Raw genomic sequence first — 19,718 nt, 5'->3', positions numbered from 1 at the left:
ATTTTCCTTCAGTTAAGTATTAAATAAGGTTGCTTTTTTTCAATAAATCGATCATATCTTCTTTACGATCATTCGATACTTTACGCACATCAAGTTCAACATTTAAATCAGCCAACTTTTTAAATGCGGCAATATCTTTCTCATCGACCGAAACGGCACTGGTAATCTGTTTTTTACCTTCACGATAAGCCATACCACCAATGTTGACCGATTTAATATCCAACCCTGACTCAACTAAAAAGAGAGCATCGGTCGGATTAGTAAACAACAACATCACGCGATCATCGTTATATTCAGGGTTATTATAAACACGCACCATTTTCGCCACATTAACAACGTGTGCACTCACTCCCGGAGGCGCAGCCTGTTTCAACATTGTTTTACGCACATCGTCTTTATCGACTTCATCATTGACCACGATAATACGATTCACTTTGCTCTCTTTTGTCCAACGTGTTGCCACTTGGCCGTGGATTAAACGGTCATCAATACGCGCAAGGCCGATTGCCATATGTTTACCGGCTGTTGCAACTTGCGGTTGAGGCGCTGCCACTGGCTGAGGTTGAGGTTGCGCCGGCGCTGCTGCCGGAGCCGGTTCAGGTTTGCTTTCCTGCTGTGGTTTTTGTTCCAATTTTAATGCACGAACACCACCACGACCGGTTTCTAAAGCAATTTCTGCCAACTCTTCTAAAGAAGGATCATCATCACGCGCCATAAAGGTTTCCACCAACATCGGCACGTTAACACCGGTTACCACTTCCATATTGTCTTTGCCGTCCGCAACACGGTTTGCTGCATTGAACGGACTGCCACCCCAAGTATCAACTAGGAATAACACTTGATCACAACCGGAAAGTTCATTCGCCAATTTATCCTGATATTTACCAATGATCGTTTCTTGGTTCTCACCCGGAACAAATTCAATAAAAGCGACATTTTCTTGCTCTCCGATCAACATCTCTGTTGTACGAAGTAATTGCTCGGCTGCGACACCATGCGTTGCTATGATAATAGCAATACTCATAGGAGCTCCTTATTTAATTTAATGAATAGATAAAATTTCAAATAGAGTAAAAACGCCGGCAATTTTAAAGAAATTTTGCTAAAAGAGATATAACACAGATCACAAAATTGAGAAAAAGATTAGAATTTATTGCCTTATTTTATAGACTTTTGTTCAATATCATTTTTTTACCCGAAGATGTAAAAAGTATGTTTCTCCTTTGTGAATTAAATTTATTTAAAATGGTAAAATAAATATCAAAAAGAGTTTTTTTAAAGCCATAAAAAAATCTCCTGCCCTTCCGGAACAGGAGATTTTTTACTAAAAGCCGATTATAGTGAAATCACTGCAAAAATAGTCAATACAGAATAAAGTACTGCTAATCCGTAGAAAATCACTCCACCTGCAGGGATATGCACTTTAAAATCGTGCAACCCTAAATGGATACGGTGAATACCACACCAAGTTGGAAAAATTAACAATACTAAAATTGCCAATTTACCAATCCAAGTATGTGCAAATGCAACAATATTGTCCGGTGAAACTAATCCAAATGGGAGTAGAAAACCTAAAATGAGGACTAATACAGGAAAAAATACCGCACTAATTGCACCACCTGCACCGAACAGTAACCAAACGACAGGTTCGTTTGAACGTTTTGGAGTTTCTTTGTTCATTTTCTGTTTCCTATACTAAAATTAAAGCAATAATACTTACTACTAAGGTAATTGCCCAGAAAACCTTGGTAACCATTTTCACATTAATACGTTCATTATTCACAATGATATTCATCATTTGTGGTGCCATATTAAAGAATGTGAATGTGTTAAGTAACACTGCACCAAGAGTAATAATATTCAGAATAACTACCACCGGATTTTGTAAGAAGTTCACAAAATTACTATCGAAAGTACCGTTACCTAAACAAGTCAAACCGTAGAATAATTCTAAACAGAACCAAATGGTTGGCACTGATGTACTTTCACGCAAGACATAGAATTTGTAAAAGTCTAACTTTTTCCACCAAGTCGCTTTGACTTCACGCACATACTTTTTGCGTTTACTTGTTGCTACTGTTGTCATTCTACTTTCTCCTTATTTTTGCATTTTTAACATTGCAAAAACGTAGTCTTTCGCACTTTCAATTTTACCTTGGTTAACCGCTGAAGCAGGACCAACGTGTTTTGGACACACTTCTGAACAGTAACCAACGAAAGTACAACTCCAAACCCCATTTTTACCGTTAAGGATCTTCATACGTTCTTCTTTACCGTGGTCACGATTATCTAAGTTATAACGGTGAGCCAATGTAATTGCACCCGGACCAACGAATTCAGGATTCAAGCCGAATTGCGGACACGCTGCATAGCATAAACCACAGTTGATACACATTGAGAATGTACGATATTTTTCCAACTCTGCCGGAGTTTGTTTTGTTCTTGACTTCGCCAATTCTGAAGAAGGTTGTGGAACATTCTTCAACTCCGGAGCTTTGTTGCCAATGATATATGGCTTAATTGATTCAAGGCTTTCGATAAAGTGGCTCAAATCAACAACAAGATCGCGTTCAATTGGGAAATTCGCTAATGGTTCAATACGCATATGACCACTAAAATCACGCAAGAAAGTCTTACACGCTAAGCTAGGACGACCATTTACCATCATCCCACAAGAACCACAGATCGCCATACGACAAGACCAACGATAAGAAAGATCCGGATCAAGTTTATCTTTAATATAACCCAACGCATCAAGTAATGAGGTTTGGCTATCATATGGAACCTGATAAGATTTTAAATGCGGTTCGTTATCTACTTCCGGATTATAACGTAGAATTTCAACCGTCATTGTTTGTAATGCGTTCGCCATTATTTTGCCCCTTCTTTTGCTGCTTTTTCTGCGGCTTCTGCTTCCGCACCGTAAACACGTTTTGCTGGTTGCGATTTAGTAATCTTCACATCGCTGTATTCAATAGTCGGCACTCCACCCTCTTTATAGAATGCAAGCGTATGTTTCAAGTAATTCACATCATCACGTTCTGTATAGTCTAAACGTTGGTGAGCACCACGAGATTCTTTACGATCAAGTGCTGAACAAGCGATAGATTGTGCTACATCAAGGATATAACCTAATTCAATAGTATAAAGCACATCTGTGTTATATACGCTTGAACGGTCAGCAACACGGATACGTTTATAACGTTCTTTCAACTCTTGGATTTTATCTACAGTTTTTTGCATACTGTCTTGCGTACGATAAATACCGCAACCCTCTTCCATAGAGTTGCCCATTTCATCACGAATTGCAGACCAAGATTCTGTACCTTCCTGATCTAACAAGGCATCAAGACGTTTAATCACATCCTGTGCTTGCGCATCAATTACAGATTGATTTGCTGGTTTTGCTTCAACCGCACGTTGAGCAGCTTGTTCGCCAGCAACACGTCCTAATACAAGCAATTCAGCAAGTGAGTTAGAACCTAAACGGTTAGCACCGTGCAAACCAGAAGAAGCACATTCACCCACAGCAAATAAACCTTTAATACGAGTTTCACATTGAGGATCAACTTCAATACCACCCATTGTATAGTGAACAACTGGACGTACAGGAATAGGCGCTTTAACCGGATCAACACCTTCATATGCTTGTGCTAACTCACAAATAAACGGTAGACGTTCGTGTAAGTATTTTTCACCAAGATGTCTTAAATCAAGGTGAACCACATCAACGCCTTTTGCGGTCTTCAAAGTGTTACCTTTTTGCAACTCTTGCCAGAATGCTTGTGAAACTTTATCACGAGGACCAAGTTCCATATATTTATTTTGAGGTTTTCCGATTGGGGTTTCAGGACCTAGGCCATAATCCTGCAAATAACGATAGCCATCTTTATTGACCAAGATACCACCTTCACCACGGCAACCTTCAGTCATCAAAATACCGGTATTAGGTAATCCAGTAGGATGATATTGAACAAATTCCATATCACGTAACGGCACACCGTGACGATAAGCCATAGAAAGACCATCACCTGTTACAATACCGCCATTAGTATTAAAGCGGAATGCACGGCAACCACCACCAGTTGCGATAATGACTGCATTGGCATTGATTTGAACCATTGTGCCTTCCATCATATTCATTGCAACGACACCGCGTGCGTGACCATCATCAACAAGAATATCAAGCACAAAATGCTCATCAAAACGCTGAATTTGAGGGAATTGAATAGAAGTTTGGAATAAAGTGTGAAGTAAGTGGAAACCGGTTTTATCGGCTGCGAACCAAGTTCTTTCGATTTTCATACCACCGAAACGACGTACATTCACATCACCATCCGGACGACGACTCCAAGGGCATCCCCAACGTTCCAACTGTGTCATTTCAATTGGAGAATGCTCTACGAAATATTCCACTACATCCTGCTCACAAAGCCAGTCACCACCAGCAACAGTGTCATGAAAATGTTTATCATATGAGTCTTCATCTTTAATAACTGCCGCAGCACCACCTTCAGCAGCAACAGTATGACTACGCATTGGATAAACTTTTGAAATTAGAGCAATTTTAAGGTTAGGGTTTGCTTCTGCGGCTGCGATTGCTGAACGCAAGCCACCACCACCGGCACCAACAATTGCAATATCGACATTAACAGTCTGCACGATATCCTCCAAGGTTACGTTATTTAGAATAGAAGTAAAAAGTGCCATTATTGTGCCATTATTTGGTCGGTAGGTAATTATTTTTTTACAGATTTTTAATAAAAAAAGTCAGTTTCGTGATCTACCTCAAAAAAGTTATGTAGCTGGACAACAATTATGAGGTATACAAAGAAACTGTTGTTAGAACAAGATTTAAACAGAATAAAAAATAGGAAAGATTTTGTTTTCTGAAAATTTATTCAATGAACAAAACACAAAATATTAACATTTTTGAAATAAAAAACTGTTTTATAGTACGAGAAATTAACGAAGAAGGCGACAATTTTGTCGCCCGAATACTCTTTTACAGCTACATCCAAGCATTATTACGAATAATACCAACTGCAATACCCTCAATTTCTACATTTTCTTGGCTGAGATCGACTACAATTGGAGAAAGTTCGCTATTTTCCGGATGTAGATAAAGCATATTCCCCTTACGTTCAAAGCGTTTTACCGTTACATTTTCACCGATACGTGCAACAACCACTTGCCCATTTCTCACATCCTTTGTGCTGTGTACAGCTAATAAATCGCCGTCTAAAATTCCAATATCTTTCATCGACATTCCTTGCACTTTCAACAAAAAGTCTGCTTTCGGCTTAAACATATTCACATCTACCTGATACATCGCTTCAATATGCTCTTCTGCCAAAATTGGCTCTCCGGCAGCCACTCGCCCAACCAATGGCAACCCCTCCTGTTCATCGTTTGCCGATTCCACCTCACCAATTAATCTTATTCCACGTGAAGTGCCAGATACTATTTCAATAACACCTTTTCTGGCTAAAGCTTTTAAATGCTCTTCCGCCGCATTGGCAGAACGGAAACCAAGCTGCTTAGCTATTTCCGCACGAGTCGGTGGCATTCCTGTTTGTTCTAAATGCTGTTTTACAAAATCAAAAACCTGTTGTTGACGTGCTGTCAGTGCTTTATTACTTTTTATCGCCATAATCTCATTCTCTGTGCTTTTATACAGTATTACCTGTCATTATATACAGCCTCTCTCTGATTGCAAAGTAATTTATCAAGCACCGTTCTTTTATGCATTGCTTGATCTGACGCTCACTTTTAATAATAAATTTATGCTACACTTACGCCGTTTTTTATTAAAAATCAAAATAAAGGAATTCAAATGGCTTTTTTTCTTAATTTTTATCGAAAATTATTAAGCTTGCCACTATCTATTTTGGTCAAGAGTAATTCAATCCCCAATAATCCAATCGAAGAATTACATCTCAATATTAATGAACCCCTAATTTATGTTCTTCCCTACACTTCTCAAACAGACTTACTTATTTTTCAGAAAAACTGTCTTTCTTTAGGTTTGCCTGATCCATTAGAGATGAATGAAATTAATGGAAAACAATTGCCTCGCTATGTTTTTCTCGATGAGGGACGTCGTTTCTTTAAATCAAAAACAGTAAAAAAAGAAACAGAACAAATTTTTTCTCAATATCTAGAACAGCACCGCAATTTAGCAGATCTTGACGTGCAATTAATTCCAGTTTCTGTGCTATGGGGACGCTCACCCGGCTATGAAGATAAATCCGGTTTACCGAAACTGCGTTTGCTTAACGGTATCGAAAAGTTTGCAACAATTTTATGGTTTGGTCGTGATAATTTTGTTCGTTTTTCACAAGCGGTCTCTTTACGTTATATGGTGAATAATTTCGGTTCCGATCAAAAAATGGCACAAAAATTAGCGCGGGTTGCTCGTATCCATTTCTCAAAACAGCGCATTTCCGCTACCGGTCCACGTTTACTAAATCGTTCCGCTATGTTTGCTAAATTACTAAGCAATGAAAAGATTATAAAGGCAATTGCAGACGAAGCAGAAAATAAGAAAATTTCACCCGAGAAAGCTCGTCAGGAAGCTGAAAAAATTCTACAGGAAATCGCCTCCAACTTTAATTACAGCAGCTTACGCGTAGCTGATCGTTTCTTGCGTTGGTTATGGAATCGCCTTTATCAAGGAATTAATGTTGAACACGCAGATCGTGTACGAAAACTGGCTTTAGAAGGACACGAAATTGTTTATGTCCCTTGCCATCGTAGCCATATCGACTATTTATTACTCTCCTATGTACTCTATCATCAAGGTTTAGTACCACCACATATTGCTGCCGGCATTAATTTAAATTTCTGGCCTGTAGGCTCAATATTCCGTAGCTGGGGTGCATTTTTTATTCGTCGAACATTCAAAGGCAATCGTCTTTATTCCACTATTTTTAGAGAATATTTGGCAGAATTATTCCATCGTGGTTATTCCGTTGAGTTTTTTATTGAAGGTGGGCGTTCTCGTACCGGACGTTTATTAGCCCCCAAAACTGGGATGATGTCAATGACATTACAAGCATTGCAAAGCGGCCAACAAACACGACCAATCTCAATCGTACCAGTTTATATCGGTTATGAACACGTACTCGAAGTTGACACTTACGCAAAAGAGCTTCGTGGTGCTGAGAAAGAAAAAGAAAATGCCGGATTAGTGTTGCGCGTTATCAAGAAATTACGCAATCTCGGTAAAGGTTATGTGAATTTTGCCGAGCCGATTACGCTCAACAATTATTTAAACCAGTACTATCCTGATTGGCGTAGCCATAATGCAGATGATAAAAATCGTCCAGAATGGTTTAATGATGCAGTTTCTCGCGTTTCTAATCAAGTAATGGTTAATATTAATCGCGCAGCTGCAGTAAATGCGATGAATTTGACAGTTTCTATCTTACTTTCTTCACGCCAACGTGCGTTATCCAAAGAGTTATTAATTGAACAGATTGATTCCTGCTTACAATTATTACGCAATACCTGTTACGATGATGATATTATTTTGCCTAACGAAAACGGTGAAAGCATATTACAACACGTTTTAAATTTAGATCGTGTCGGCATTTTAATCGAAAAAGATAATTTCGGTGAAATAGTTAGACTAGAACGCAACTCCGCAGTTTTGATGACATATTACCGTAATAATATTCAACATTTATTTGTGTTGCCTTCATTTATTGCTAGCTTAGTATTACATCACGAAGCGATAGAATTAAATCTTGTCTTAGAGGCAGTAAAAAAATTCTATCCATTCTTGGCAAATGAACTATTCTTAAATATTCCTGAAGAGAGATTGCAGAAATATTTATTATCGATTATTGATGAATTATGCCGACAAGAAATCTTAAAACGCCACGAAAATATTTTGACTATTAATAAAAAACGCGGGCGTTCATTGCAGCTTCTAGCCGCTGGTGTACGTGAAATTTTACAACGTTACTTTATTACATTAAGCCTGCTTAAAGCTGAGCCAAATAAAACTAGAACAGAATTAGAAAAAGAGAGTCAATCCATTGCTCAACGTTTATCTGTACTACACGGTATCAATGCTCCCGAATTCTTTGATAAAGCAGTATTTTCTGCTTTTATTAATGGATTAAAACAGAACGGATATTTTGATACAGAGGGTAATGTTAATAATGAGAAATTGGATCAGTTACTTTCTATTTTACACAAAATAATTTCACTAGAAATTGATATTACTATTCAAGGTGCTATCGAGAAATAGTCGTTTTTATAAATTAGATCAGCCTGCTATATAGAAGTAGGCTGATTTTTTATATTCTTATTCTGCATTTATTTCTCTAACTTAATTTTTCACCAAACTATTAACATTTAGACTCTATCACTTTTCAATTCAACAAAATAACAGGCATAAAAAAACCGCCGTTTGGCGGTTTTTAATTATTGAGGAATATATATAGAACCTAATTATTTAGAGATATGAGCTACTAAATCAAGAACTTTGTTAGAGTAACCTGTTTCGTTATCATACCAAGAAACAACTTTAACGTAAGTATCTGTTAATTGGATACCTGCTTTCGCATCGAAGATAGAAGTTAATGCACAACCGTTGAAGTCTGTTGAAACAACATCATCTTCTGTATAACCTAAAACGCCTTTTAATTCTTCTTCAGAAGCACGTTTCATTTCTGCACAGATTTCTGCATAAGTTGCAGGTTTTTCTAAGTTTACTGTTAAATCAACAACAGATACGTTTGGAGTAGGAACACGGAATGCCATACCGGTTAATTTACCGTTTAATGCAGGAATTACTTTACCTACAGCTTTTGCCGCACCGGTTGAAGATGGGATGATGTTTTGAGCTGCACCACGACCACCACGCCAATCTTTCGCAGATGGGCCATCAACAGTTTTTTGAGTTGCTGTAGTTGCGTGAACGGTAGTCATTAAACCGTCTTTGATACCCCATTTGTCATTTAATACTTTAGCAATTGGTGCCAAGCAGTTTGTTGTACAAGATGCATTTGAAACGATATCTTGACCTGCATAGCTATCGAAGTTAACACCATTTACAAACATTGGAGTGCTGTCTTTTGAAGGACCAGTCATAACAACTTTCTTCGCACCAGCGGTGATATGTTTACGTGCTGTTTCGTCTGTTAAAAATAAGCCTGTTGCTTCAACAACAACATCAACACCGATTTCGTTCCATTTTAAGTTAGCAGGATCACGTTCTGCAGTAACGCGAATAGTTTTACCGTTTACTACTAAATGACCGTCTTTAACTTCAACTGTACCGTCAAAACGACCGTGAGTTGAATCATATTTCAACATATAAGCCATATAATCAACATCGATTAAGTCATTGATACCAACAACTTCAACATCGTCACGATGTTGTGCAGCACGGAAAACGATACGACCGATACGACCAAAACCATTAATACCAATTTTAATTGCCATAGTATTTTTACCTATATTTAATGTTAAACAAAATTGAATTTAAACACGGACTATTAACATCACCAATATCCCGTGTTCAAGCTGGGCAAATTATAACACAAACTTGTTTTTAACGAAAATCCGCTAGCCCTCGGATGAAAGATAACACATCACTTTTTTGTGATCTACATCAAATTTTATTCATTAAAGTCTTCCGGTAAATGTTGCTGCATTGATGACCAAATAAGACCACTTTCAATACCATATTGTCTAATACAAGGACGAACCTGCTCCAATTCACCGCTTTGGCAAATTTTATGCAACTGATGGTAAAATTTTAATGCTAACGCTCGCCCTGTTGGATTGGAAAAATAGAAACGTCCGACTCGCTCATATAAACTCTTTAAACTGTTTAAAATCAGCCCATATACTGGATTTTTTGATGCAAATGCTAATTTTCTAAATAATTCATAATCAAACGTTGTATAGTCTTCAGCATTATCTTTTAATGCTGCTAACGGTTTAAACACTTCCAAAGATTCTTCTTTAGCAATTCGGAATGCCTTACAGATATAAATAGCGGAGATATTAGTCCTTGCCGACAAAATATTAGCAATAATTGTCGGCACACGTGTACCGTCCAGCTTAATCAAAGCTTCTAGAATATTCAATCCTGAAGTTTCCCAAATATTATTTACTCTCGTTGGTTTACCATGTTGGATACTTAACCAACCATCTCTCGCTAAACGTTGTAAAACCTCACGCAACGTTGTTCTGGTTACTCCAATTTTATCTGCCAGTTCTCTTTCTGCCGGTAAGTCAGTTCCCGGTGGAAAATGGTTATTCCAAATACTACGAATGATATACTCTTCCGCCAAACCGGCAGGACTTTGTGCTTTGATGATATCGTTCTGTGTTACCATTAATTATTCCTTCGTCTGTTTTCATATCTTTTACATCAGTCTATTTTCCAACGTTTTTATAACAGCTCTATACTTAAAAGAGATGAAATAGTGAAAATTTTTGATCCTTCACAAATAAAATGAATATCGGATGAAATGAACTTGCAAGATTGTATTACAATCTTGCTCGTTGTACATTGAAAAAATTCAATATTCTTTGATCAAAAAAACTTACAGTCTATGGAGATGACGTTATGGCGTATTTGCAAGCTGGTATGCAAAACTTTTTAGGAAAAAGCCCAAATTGGTATAAATTACTTATTATCGGTTTTTTATTGATAAATCCGATTGTTTTTTACATTGATCCTTTTACCGCAGGTTGGATCTTAGTTGCTGAGTTTATCTTTACGCTCGCAATGGCATTAAAATGTTATCCCTTACAACCAGGTGGTTTACTAGCATTAGAGGCCGTAATTATAGGAATGACTACACCGGAACATATTAAGCACGAAATTATGGCTAACTTTGAAGTTATTATGTTATTGATGTTTATGGTTGCCGGTATTTATTTTATGAAACAATTGTTACTGTTTCTATTTACTAAACTTCTTCTTGCTATTCGCTCCAAACTTGTTCTTTCCTTAGCTTTCTGTATGAGTTCCGCATTTTTATCCGCTTTTCTTGATGCACTTACCGTTGTCGCCGTAGTTATCAGCGTCTGTATGGGGTTCTATGGGGTTTATCACAAAGTCGCCTCCGGTAATAAGTTTGATGATTCCACCGATATTACCAATGACGATAAAATCACCAACGCAAAAAATACATTGGAAGAGTTTCGTGCATTTTTACGTAGTTTAATGATGCACGCTAGTGTCGGTACTGCTTTAGGTGGTGTAATGACAATGGTAGGCGAACCACAGAATTTAATTATCGCTGAACAAGCTGGCTGGAATTTTAGTGAATTCTTCTTCCGTATGGCTCCAGTTACCCTTCCAGTTCTTCTTTGCGGTTTATTAACCTGCCTTGCATTAGAGAAATTTAAATTATTCGGCTATGGCGCACATTTGCCACGTCGTGTCTGGTTAGTGTTAGCAATTTTAGATCGTAGTCAAAGCGAAAAAATGACCAATAATGATCGTCTGAAATTAATCGTTCAAGCAATTATTGCTGTTTGGCTAATTATCGGTTTAGCATTTCACCTTGCAGCCGTTGGATTAATTGGTTTAACTATTATTATTTTAGCGACCTCTCTTTGCGGAGTTACCGATGAACATACTATTGGGCGCGCGTTCCAAGAGTCATTACCGTTTACTGCTTTGTTAGTGGTATTTTTCACAGTTGTTGCCGTCATTATCGATCAACATCTTTTCGGTGGCATCATTCAATTCGTATTAAGTGCTAGTGAAAGCTCACAACTTATGTTGTTCTATATCTTCAATGGTCTGCTTTCGTCTATTTCAGATAATGTATTCGTCGGCACTGTCTATATTAATGAAGCAAAAGCAGCTTTAGAAGCCGGCAAAATTTCATTAACACAATTTGAGTCTATTGCTGTTGCAATCAATACCGGAACTAACTTACCTTCAGTGGCAACACCAAACGGTCAAGCTGCATTCTTATTCTTATTAACTTCATCATTTGCCCCATTAATTCGTTTATCTTATGGTAGAATGGTGATTATGGCATTACCTTATACCATTGTGTTATCTATCGTTGGTCTTATTGGTGTAGAATTTTTCTTACCGGAACTTGCTTCATTATTTACACAATGGGGTTTAATCCCAGTATCGCATATTCCACCGGTTCACTAGAAGGATAAATAATGTTCGTACTCTTTAAATCTTGGTCTTTAACTCGCACAGCTTGGTTTATTATGGCGTTATCAGGTGTCGCATTAGAGGGGGCAGCACTCTATTTTCAGTACGGTCTGGGGTTACATCCTTGTGTAATGTGTATTTATGAACGCGTTGCATTATTTGCAATTATTATAGGTGCATTAATTGGTGCCATTTATCCGTCTGTATTGGTTTGTCGACTTCTCGGTATTGCTGTCGGTTTATGGGGAGCGGTTAAAGGATTGATGATCGCTATCGAACACGTCGATTATCAATTCAATCCCGCACCTTGGAAACAGTGCGAATTCAAACCTGATTTCCCACATACATTGCCGTTAGATCAGTGGTTTCCACATATTTTTCAGGCAAGTGGCTCCTGTAGTGATATCACTTGGAAATTCCTTGGCTATACAATGCCACAATGGTTAATTGCTATATTTGTTATCTATATTGTTATTTGGTTAATCGTGGCATTATCTCAATTCAAACGCCACCCTTTTTCTCGTCAACGTCAATTATTCAGATAAGAGTGAATAAAAAAGGATAATTATTTGATATTTATCCTTTTTTCTTATTTTTCAGATAAAGGTTAAAAATATGGTTGATATTCGTCATTCACTACAAAAATATATTGATTGGGTTATTCGGCTTGGGCGTTTACGTTTTTCAATTTTAGGGATTACTATCCTAGCGGTATTTGCACTTTGTACGCAAATTCTCTTAAGCCTCTTCATCATTGGCACTATAGATTGGATGGATATCATTCGTTCTATTACATTCGGCTTAATTTCAGCACCTTTTGTGATCTATTTTTTTAATGTGATTGTGGAAAAACTAGAGCTGTCACGCCAACATTTGCACGAATCAAATTTAGAATTATCTAATACTTTAACTTTGTTGGAACAAGAAATTAGTGCTAAAAATAAAGCCCAAATTGCACTACAACAAAAAGCAGATTTCTTACGTTCTTTTATTGATGCCTCTCCTGATTTAGTTTTTTCTCGTGCAGAAAATGGGCAATTATTAGAATGTAACCGTGCAATGGAGTTATTGACAGGAAAAAGTGAGGCAGAATTAAAAACCTTAGAGATCGAACAAACATTTTCTGTTGATATTGCAAAATATGTACGAGCAACTGATCGAGCTGTCTTGGATAATAATTATGGAATGACTTACGAGCAATGGTTTAAATATCCTAATGGCAAACTGGCCTGTTTTGAAATCCGCAAAGTACCTTATTATGATCGCATTAATAAACAGCACTGTTTATTGGGTTTTGGGCGAGATATTACAGAACATAAACGTTATCAGGAAACCATTGAAAAAGCGAGCCGTGATAAGTCCACACTAATGGCAACTATTAGCCACGAATTGCGCACCCCTCTTAACGGTATAATAGGTTTGAGTAGAATTCTGTTAGATAGCCAATTAAATGAGGAGCAGCGTAATTATCTGCATACCATCAATGTAAGTGCGGTTTCACTCGGGCATATTTTTAGCGATATCATTGATTTAGAAAAATTAGATACTCGTCGAATTCAACTTTATAAGAAAGAAACCAACGTAATGCATTTATTGAGCGATATTAATAATTTTGCAACTTTTATGACCAATCAAAAAAATCTCAGTTTTAAGCTTGAATATGATCAAAATTTGCCAAATTTATTGTTGTTAGATTATGCTCGTATTTCACAAATTCTATGGAATTTAATTAATAATGCTGTGAAATTTACGCCTTCCGGCGGTCTGACATTACGATTTTCACGTTTGGATCAAAATACTTATAGCTTTGCGCTAACCGATACTGGCATCGGTATTCCTCAATCCGAATTGAAAAAGATCTTTGCAATGTATTATCAAGTTCGTACCGCTAATCAAAAAGCACTTGGCAGCGGTATCGGTCTATCGATTTCCAAACGTATTGCTAAATTAATGAACGGTGATCTCACTGTTGTTAGCGAACTGGGCAAAGGTTCAACCTTCACATTCACATTTAAAGCAGAACAAGCACATAAATTGCCGAAAATCTCCTCTACTCCAGAACTACAAAATCTATCTGTATTGCTGGTTGAAGATATTGAAATCAACATCATTGTTGCTAAATCTGTTTTAGAAAAACTGGGTTATCAAGTAGACATTGCAATGAACGGTAAAGAGGCAATTCATAAAATTGAAAATAATCAATATGATCTAGTTTTCCTTGATATTCATCTACCTGATATGACAGGATTTGAAATTGCAGATTATCTACATCAGCAATATGAAGATGAAAAATTCGATTATTTACCGCCTCTGGTCGCATTAACAGCAAATGTCGTTTCCAATAAACAAGATTATCTGAAACACGGAATGGATGATGTGTTACAAAAACCGTTGTCACTCGATGCTTTAAATAAATGTTTATTGCAACTATTTAATCTACAACCAGAAAATTCCAGCGCCAAAGAAAAACAGGAAAACTCTTACGAAGTGGAAACTATACCTTCTGTACAGGATAAACAGTGGCCTCAACTTGATTTGTCCATTCTTGATGAGCTTTATGAAATTCTTGGCAAACAAGCAATTCAAAATAATTTAAAGCTTTTTGTCGCAACAATGCCAGAATATCTACAGCAACTTATGCAAGAGTATCAACGCTATTTGAGTGATCCGCAGAAGAAATTACAGCTTACTGAAACTGCACACAAAATGAAAGGAGCTGCCGCTTCAGTCGGATTAAAACAGCTACAACAAGTTTGTAAAGCAATTCAAGACGGAGATAGTAGTGATTGGCAAATATGTCTTGCTAATCGTATTGAACAATTAAAGTCTTGGCAACAACACGTAGCAAGTTTACAACGCTGGCTGGATAGCAAATAATGGTACAAAACTTAATTTTTTTGCACGGATTTCTTGGCAGCAGTAAAGATTGGGAAAATGTTATTAAGCATCTACCCTATTATCATTGTTACTGTTTAGATTTACCTTCACACGGTCAAAATAGGCAAAATATGGCAGATTTTGACCAATGCTCCGAATGGTTATCCAATAAAATTCATCACTTAATCGGAAATCAACCTTATCATTTAATCGGCTACTCGTTAGGTGGTCGTTTAGCTGCCTACTTTGCTACACAAACACAATTTGCACATCATCATTTGCAACAAGTCTTTCTGGAAGGAGCAAATTTAGGTTTAGATACCGAACAGGAAAAACAACAACGTTGGCAAAATGACATAAAGTGGACAACACGATTTGCATCAGAAAATATTGAAACAGTGCTTAAAGATTGGTATCAACAAGCAGTTTTTTCGGATTTAACGGCTTTGCAACGCCAACAATTAATTGCAATTCGCAAACATAATAACGGTAGCGATTTGGCAAAAATGTTAAATGCAACATCATTAGCCAAACAACCTAATCTTTGGCAACAAATTCAAACTCAGCCACAAAAATTTCACTATATTTGTGGAGAAAATGATAAAAAATTTAAACTGTTGGCTGAAAAACATCAATTAAACCTAACATTAATTGCTAAAGTTGGGCATAATGCGCATATTCATCAACCGGCAGCATTTGCCGAGTGTTTAATCACCCTATTCAATCAATAAAAAAGGAAATTTTATGTTATATCCAAGTGAAGACTTTTTATACGCTCCTGTTGAATGGCAAAATTGTAGCGAAGGTTATAGCGATATTTTGTATCACAAATCAAAAGATGGTATTGCTAAAATTACAATTAATCGCCCTGAAGTACGTAATGCTTTCCGCCCACAAACCGTAAAAGAGATGATTAAAGCCTTTTCTGACGCTCGTTTTGATGAAAAAATAGGCGTTATTGTTTTAACCGGTCAAGGTGAGAAAGCCTTCTGCTCCGGCGGTGATCAAAAAGTACGTGGTGATTACGGTGGTTATAAAGATGATCAGGGCGTTCATCATTTGAATGTGCTTGATTTCCAACGCGATATTCGCACTTGCCCGAAACCGGTAGTGGCAATGGTAGCAGGTTATGCGATTGGCGGCGGTCACGTTCTACATATGATGTGCGATCTAACCATCGCAGCCGATAATGCTATTTTTGGTCAAACCGGTCCTCGCGTCGGTTCTTTTGATGGTGGCTGGGGTGCTTCTTATATGGCTCGCATTGTTGGTCAGAAAAAAGCTCGTGAAATCTGGTTCTTATGCCGTCAATATAATGCAAAAGAGGCTCTGGATATGGGGTTAGTCAACACCGTCATCCCTTATGCCGATTTAGAAAAAGAGACTGTGCGTTGGTGTCGTGAAATGTTGCAAAACAGCCCTATTGCATTACGTTGTTTGAAAGCGGCATTAAATGCAGATTGTGACGGTCAAGCCGGCTTGCAGGAATTGGCAGGCAATGCCACAATGCTGTTCTATATGACCGAAGAGGGACAAGAAGGCAGAAATGCCTTTAATGAAAAACGTCAACCAGACTTCAGCAAATTTAAACGTAATCCTTAATTTCCCGTGGTCAGCATTCGCTGACCATTTCTTTTCCATCTAGAGGCAATCAACTATGGCAATCCGAAATTACTTATCTTTCACACCACAATTAGGCAAAGATGTTTATGTCGATGAAGCGGCTACCGTTATTGGTAAAGTTTGGCTTGATGATAGCGTTTCCGTTTGGCCTGGAGCTGTCTTGCGTGGTGATGTGAATGATATTCGCATTGGCGCACGCAGCAATATACAGGATCTCTGTGTACTGCATACTACTCGATCCACTACAGAACATCCTAAGGGTTCTCCTTTGAAAATCGGAGAAGATGTTACTGTCGGTCATAGTGTTACTTTACACGGTTGTACTATAGGAAATCGAGTTTTAGTCGGAATGGGTAGCATTATTTTAGATGATGCTGTCATTGAAGATGACGTTATCATTGGCGCCGGTAGTTTAGTCCCACCGCGAAAGCACCTAACTAGCGGTTATCTCTATCTTGGCTCTCCTGTCAAAATGATTCGTCCATTAACTGAAGAAGAACGCAAATTCTTACGAATTTCCGCACAAAATTATATTGATACAGCGGCGGACTTTCTTAGTATGAAATAACAAAAACAAAAAAGACCGAATATTCATTCACTATTCGGTCTTCCTCTAAATTTTTCAAATTCAATTAACGTTATTGTAATAACGAAATATCTGCAATTTTAAAGAACAGATCTCGCAAGTTTTTCAATAAGGCTAAACGATTTTGACGAAGTTTTTCATCTTCAGCATTTACCATTACATTATCAAAGAAACTATCAACGCTTTCTCGCAAATCAGCCAAACGGCTCAATACAGTTTGATAATCGCCTTTTTCAAATAATGGTTGCAACTCACGTTGCAATTCCAATACACGTTCCGCTAAATTGATCTCTTGAGGTTCACAGCACAATGAGAGATCAATATTTTCTGGCAACACGCCATCAACTTTGGAAAGGATATTTTGTACACGTTTATTTGCTGCAGCTAGTGCCTGAGCTGCATCTAAAGTACGAAAATGATTAACTGCTTTCACACGAGCATCAAAATCAGCAGGTTTAGTCGGACGGCAAGCCAACACCGCCTGAATTACATCCACCGCAATGCCCTCTTCCTGATACCAAGCACGGAAACGTCCAAGGATGAAATCCACCACGTCTTCAACTACATTGGCATTGCTTAATTTATCACCATATAAAGCGGCTGCTCTCTGTGCCAAATCTACTAAATCAAGTGGTAAATTTTTCTCAACGATAATTCGCAACACGCCCAACGCTGCACGGCGTAAAGCGAATGGGTCTTTGTCTCCTTTCGGATGCTGACCGATGCCAAAAATTCCCGTTAGCGTATCCAATTTATCCGCCAATGCCACCGAACAAGCAACCAATGAATGTGGCAATTCATCGCCCGCAAAACGTGGCATATATTGCTCATTCAATGCCACTGCCACTTCTTCATCTTCCCCATCGTGGCGGGCATAGTGCATTCCCATTACGCCTTGCGTATCAGTAAATTCAAACACCATATTGGTCATTAAATCGCATTTTGACAGCAAGCCAGCACGCTCGGCTTTCGCCACGTCCGCCCCAATTTGGGCGGCAATTTTGCCACTGAGTTTTTCGATACGCTCAGTTTTATCAAATAATGTACCGAGTTGTTGTTGGAATAATACGGTTTTAAGGCGTGGAAGATTGTCTTCTAAACGCTGTTTTAAATCGGTTTTAAAGAAAAATTCTGCGTCCGTTAAACGTGGACGCACCACTTTTTCATTTCCTTCGATAACTGAAGATTGATCTTGCGGATTGATATTGGAAACGAAAATAAAATTAGGTAATAACTTACCGTTTTGATCATAAATAGGGAAATATTTCTGATCACCTTTCATTGTATAAACTAAAGCTTCCGCTGGCACAGCTAAAAAACGCTCCTCAAATTTTGCAGTCATCACCACTGGGAACTCAACTAATGAGGTTACTTCGTCAAGCAAATCATCCTCAATATCTGCAACGCCACCGATTTTTGCTGCTGCTTTTTCAGCGTCTTGGCGGATAATTGTTTTACGTTGTTCAAAATCAGCGATCACGCTGCCTTTTTTCTCTAAAATTTCAGGATATTGTTCGGCATTTTCAATGGTAAATTCTTGTTCGCCTAAGAAACGGTGTCCACGAATCGTTCTGCCACTCGCAACACCAAGAATGTCGCCCTCGATTAGCTCATCACCAAATAACAGGGTTACCGTATGCACAGGGCGGACGAATTGCTCGCTTTTATCACCCCAACGCATTGTTTTTGGAATTGGCAATTTCGCAAGGGCATTGCTGATAATGCCTAGCAGAAGATTTTTAGTCGGTTGCCCCTCAATCACAGCACGATGCACCAGCCATTCTCCTTTGTCCGTAGTCAAACGCTCCGCTTGATCCACGCTGATACCACAGCCTTTCGCCCAGCCCTCTGCCGCTTTGGTTGGCTTGCCCTCCGCGTCAAACGCCGCCGCAACCGCAGGCCCACGTTTTTCCACTTCTTTGCTCGGTTGTGCTTCCGCCAACCCCAACACTTTCACCGCTAAACGGCGAGGGCTAGCAAACCATTCAACCGCATCAAACGCCAAACCCGCTTGAGTGAGCTCTTGCTCTACGTTGTCTTTAAATGCCACCGCTAATTTTTTCAGAGCCTTCGGTGGTAGCTCTTCAGTGCCGATCTCGGCGAGGAAGGTTTTTGTCATGTTGTTTCTCTAAATCTAACTAAGTATTAATTCAGTAAAATTTGAATTATTTTGTACAAATAAAATGGTCTAAGAAACCAGCTTTTTCAGAGAGATTTACTAAAACTAGTTTCTCAACTTCTTGATCTGTAATAGCTCTTTTTATTTCCTCTTTTTGCTGTGCAGTATTAGCTGTAATCTCATAAGAATAATCGACTTTATCAAGTATTTTCTTATTATTCAATTTTGCTTTTATAAATAAAGTATAAAAAGTATTTTCATTTCTTAAATCATAGTAATTAGATGCGATATTCAGCAATATACCATTTTTAGATATGAAGTCTTGACATAATTTATTCTTGGAAAAATAAGTAGTT

General features: G+C 38.0%; 16 protein-coding genes and 1 pseudogene. 7 read left to right on the top strand and 10 right to left on the bottom strand.

Going from position 1 to position 19,718, the window contains the following annotated elements:
* Positions 1-19: 19 nt before the first annotated feature.
* The 6 genes from manX to lexA all read right to left on the bottom strand — a co-directional run bounded on the left by manX (position 20) and on the right by lexA (position 5,647).
* Positions 20-1,024, bottom strand: coding sequence for a PTS mannose transporter subunit IIAB (gene manX, locus QV04_RS06695; protein WP_065230837.1), 1,005 nt, complete (start codon positions 1,022-1,024; stop codon positions 20-22).
* Between the two features lie 311 nt (positions 1,025-1,335).
* On the bottom strand, positions 1,336-1,680 hold the full coding sequence (frdD, locus tag QV04_RS06690) for a fumarate reductase subunit FrdD (protein ID WP_039096573.1): 345 nt from the start codon (positions 1,678-1,680) through the stop codon (positions 1,336-1,338).
* 10 nt (positions 1,681-1,690) lie between these two features.
* Complete coding sequence (frdC, locus tag QV04_RS06685) at positions 1,691-2,086, bottom strand: fumarate reductase subunit FrdC (RefSeq protein WP_013745578.1); 396 nt, start codon at positions 2,084-2,086, stop codon at positions 1,691-1,693.
* Positions 2,087-2,098: 12 nt separating this feature from the next.
* Positions 2,099-2,872: a succinate dehydrogenase/fumarate reductase iron-sulfur subunit gene (locus tag QV04_RS06680; RefSeq protein WP_021461006.1), complete on the bottom strand. Its 774-nt coding sequence runs from the start codon at positions 2,870-2,872 to the stop codon at positions 2,099-2,101.
* Entirely contained in the window at positions 2,872-4,662 is a 1,791-nt protein-coding gene (frdA, locus tag QV04_RS06675; RefSeq protein ID WP_039134758.1) for a fumarate reductase (quinol) flavoprotein subunit, read from the bottom strand. Before frdA ends, QV04_RS06680 begins: the two co-directional genes overlap by 1 nt.
* Positions 4,663-5,011: 349 nt before the next feature.
* A complete protein-coding gene (gene lexA, locus QV04_RS06670) occupies positions 5,012-5,647 on the bottom strand; it encodes a transcriptional repressor LexA (RefSeq protein WP_197494809.1) in 636 nt (211 codons plus the stop codon).
* A 189-nt stretch (positions 5,648-5,836) separates the two neighbouring features.
* On the opposite strand from lexA, the gene plsB reads away from it, so the two are divergent.
* Positions 5,837-8,260 (top strand): glycerol-3-phosphate 1-O-acyltransferase PlsB, encoded by a 2,424-nt coding sequence (gene plsB / locus QV04_RS06665; protein ID WP_065230838.1) that lies wholly within the window; start codon positions 5,837-5,839, stop codon positions 8,258-8,260.
* A 203-nt stretch (positions 8,261-8,463) separates the two neighbouring features.
* On the opposite strand, the gene gapA is transcribed toward plsB, so the two are convergent.
* Both gapA and fadR read right to left on the bottom strand, forming a co-directional pair.
* Positions 8,464-9,459 (bottom strand): glyceraldehyde-3-phosphate dehydrogenase, encoded by a 996-nt coding sequence (gene gapA, locus QV04_RS06660; RefSeq protein ID WP_065230839.1) that lies wholly within the window; start codon positions 9,457-9,459, stop codon positions 8,464-8,466.
* Between the two features lie 176 nt (positions 9,460-9,635).
* The gene (fadR, locus tag QV04_RS06655) at positions 9,636-10,361 is read right to left on the bottom strand and encodes a fatty acid metabolism transcriptional regulator FadR (protein WP_039134709.1); all 726 of its coding nucleotides are present in this window, start codon (positions 10,359-10,361) and stop codon (positions 9,636-9,638) included.
* A 233-nt stretch (positions 10,362-10,594) separates the two neighbouring features.
* Here fadR and nhaB point away from each other — a divergent pair, with 233 nt between their 5' ends.
* The 6 genes from nhaB to QV04_RS06625 all read left to right on the top strand — a co-directional run bounded on the left by nhaB (position 10,595) and on the right by QV04_RS06625 (position 17,225).
* Positions 10,595-12,151 carry a Na(+)/H(+) antiporter NhaB gene (nhaB, locus tag QV04_RS06650; protein ID WP_039134713.1) on the top strand — a complete coding sequence of 519 codons (1,557 nt, stop codon included), beginning with the start codon at positions 10,595-10,597 and terminating at the stop codon, positions 12,149-12,151.
* Between the two features lie 11 nt (positions 12,152-12,162).
* Entirely contained in the window at positions 12,163-12,702 is a 540-nt protein-coding gene (dsbB, locus tag QV04_RS06645) for a disulfide bond formation protein DsbB (RefSeq protein WP_039134715.1), read from the top strand.
* A 70-nt stretch (positions 12,703-12,772) separates the two neighbouring features.
* Positions 12,773-15,034: an ATP-binding protein gene (locus QV04_RS06640; RefSeq protein WP_065230840.1), complete on the top strand. Its 2,262-nt coding sequence runs from the start codon at positions 12,773-12,775 to the stop codon at positions 15,032-15,034.
* Positions 15,034-15,765: a 2-succinyl-6-hydroxy-2,4-cyclohexadiene-1-carboxylate synthase gene (gene menH, locus QV04_RS06635; protein WP_065230841.1), complete on the top strand. Its 732-nt coding sequence runs from the start codon at positions 15,034-15,036 to the stop codon at positions 15,763-15,765. The genes QV04_RS06640 and menH overlap by 1 nt, the downstream gene beginning before the upstream one ends.
* A 13-nt stretch (positions 15,766-15,778) precedes the next feature.
* Complete coding sequence (gene menB / locus QV04_RS06630; RefSeq protein ID WP_039134723.1) at positions 15,779-16,636, top strand: 1,4-dihydroxy-2-naphthoyl-CoA synthase; 858 nt, start codon at positions 15,779-15,781, stop codon at positions 16,634-16,636.
* Positions 16,637-16,691: 55 nt separating this feature from the next.
* On the top strand, positions 16,692-17,225 hold the full coding sequence (locus tag QV04_RS06625) for a gamma carbonic anhydrase family protein (RefSeq protein WP_039168059.1): 534 nt from the start codon (positions 16,692-16,694) through the stop codon (positions 17,223-17,225).
* Between the two features lie 70 nt (positions 17,226-17,295).
* Here the strand turns inward: QV04_RS06625 and glyS are convergent, their stop codons facing one another.
* Together glyS and QV04_RS11640 are read right to left on the bottom strand one after the other, a co-directional pair.
* On the bottom strand, positions 17,296-19,362 hold the full coding sequence (glyS, locus tag QV04_RS06620) for a glycine--tRNA ligase subunit beta (RefSeq protein ID WP_065230842.1): 2,067 nt from the start codon (positions 19,360-19,362) through the stop codon (positions 17,296-17,298).
* Positions 19,363-19,408: 46 nt separating this feature from the next.
* Positions 19,409-19,718, bottom strand: a pseudogene (locus QV04_RS11640) (hypothetical protein); the annotation flags it as partial.

The organism is Gallibacterium genomosp. 1, assembly GCF_001678575.1.
Taxonomy (GTDB): domain Bacteria; phylum Pseudomonadota; class Gammaproteobacteria; order Enterobacterales; family Pasteurellaceae; genus Gallibacterium.
This window is presented reverse-complemented; position numbering and strand designations above follow the sequence as displayed.